A 1709-nucleotide genomic window follows, 5' to 3' on the forward strand; every position below is an offset into this window, starting at 1 on the left:
CCCCCCCCCCCCCCGGGCCCGGGGCCGCCCCCGCCTCCTCCCGGCGGGCGCTGGGCCACCCGCGCTGCGCGTCGGCGCTGCGCGCGGGGAGCGCGGGCGCGCTCGTGCTGTTGGGCGGCGGTGCGCTGGTGGTCGGGGCGTCCTTGATGTGGCATGCGGGGGCGGCGCAGGAATCGTTCCTCCAGCTGACCGGGGTGTGGTCGGGGAGGTTCGCGGTGCTGCTGGTGGCGTTGGGGCTGGTCCCGAACGCCGCGGTGTGGGGCGCGGCGTACGCCCTCGGGCCGGGCGTGGCGCTCGGCACGGGCGCGACCGCGACCCCGCTCGGCTTCGAGGGCTCGCCCGCGCTGCCACGCTTTCCCCTGCTGGCGGCGCTGCCGCCGGCCGGGCCGGGGTCGCCGCTGACGTGGGCGGCGGTGGGGGTGCCGGTGGTGGCGGGGCTGCTGGTGGGGTGGTTCGCGGTACGGCGGGCGCGGGACGTGCCGTACGGGGAGACGGCGCGGACGGCGGCGCTGGGGGCGGTGGTGTGCGGGCTGCTGACGGCGTGTCTGGCGGCGGTGGCCGGCGGGCCCATGGGGTCGGGGGCGCTCGCCGACTTCGGGCCGGTGTGGTGGGCGGCGGGGGCGGCGGCGACGGGGTGGACGCTGGTGCTCGGGGTGCCGGTGGCGGTGGCGGTGCAGGCGTGGCGCATGCGGCCGGTGCGCGAGGTGATGCGACGCGAGGCGGAGGGGGAGGACGAGTGGCACGCGAACGGCGGCCGAGAGCGCCGCTGGGCCGCCCTCCGCAACACAACAGGCACCCTGATCCCCCCGTTGACCCCGCCCCCACCCATGCCGATTCCCGCCCCGGACGCGGAAGCCCCGGGCATCTTGCCCCCGCCTGTTGCCGAGGCTGCGGCCCCGGGGGCCCTGCTCCCGCCCGTGCCGGGTGCCGCGGGTGCTGGGACCACGCCGTCCGGTGCGGCTTCGGCGCTCCCGCCCGTTCCTGGGGACGCAGCCCCGGGGGCCCGGCCGGCCGGTGCCGAGGATGCGGTGGCGCCCCCGCGACAGACACCGCCCACTCCCGGGGCCCCGGCCTCGGCGCCTGTGACCTCGTCGTCCACCACACCCGGAGTCGCAGCTCCGGCGGTGCTTCCGCAGGCTGGAGCGGCGGCCTCGGCGCCCCTGCGGCGGACATCCGCGGCGGCCAAGGCGCCGGCCTCGGCACCCCTGCCCGGGTCGGGCGTCGAAGCCTTGGCGGCCGGGGCGCCGACACCCCCGCAGTCGCCTCCTGGCCGAGACCGCGCTGCCGGTGCGTCACAGCCGGAATCGGGTCTGCGTCCTGCGGGGCCGCTGCCGCCGGAATCCCCCGGGGCGGCCACGGGGCTACGGGGCAAGCCCGCAGCCCCGGCGGCGCCGCTCTCGGGGGGTGACTCCGCTCGCGGGACGGGCTCCTCACGCGCCGTCAACCGCGGCCCGGGGCACGCTCACCCGATCGCGGACGCGGGCCGGGCTGCGGCGGCCGCGCCGCCCGTCGCGCCCAGGCTTCCCTCGGTGGTGACCGGACCGGTCTTCCGCAGACGCGCGCCGCACCCGGGCGCCGCCCCGCGCCAGAAAGCACCCACCCCACACCCCCCCGCCACAACCGGCCACCCCACCCACCCGCCACTGCCCCCCTACCCCAACTAGCCACGGGCCCCCGACGACGGCCGATCACCTCCACCAGCCGACAAA

Annotated in this window: 1 protein-coding gene; it reads left to right on the forward strand. The window is 79.7% G+C overall.

Annotated elements, in window-relative coordinates:
- Nucleotides 1–104: 104 nt before the first annotated feature.
- Complete coding sequence (locus GPJ59_RS36020; RefSeq protein WP_308120693.1) at nt 105–1664, forward strand: cell division protein PerM; 1560 nt, start codon at nt 105–107, stop codon at nt 1662–1664.
- Nucleotides 1665–1709: the final 45 nt, after the last annotated feature.

The sequence above is a fragment of the Streptomyces bambusae genome, from assembly GCF_019400985.1.
Taxonomy (GTDB): Bacteria; Actinomycetota; Actinomycetes; order Streptomycetales; family Streptomycetaceae; genus Streptomyces; species Streptomyces bambusae_A.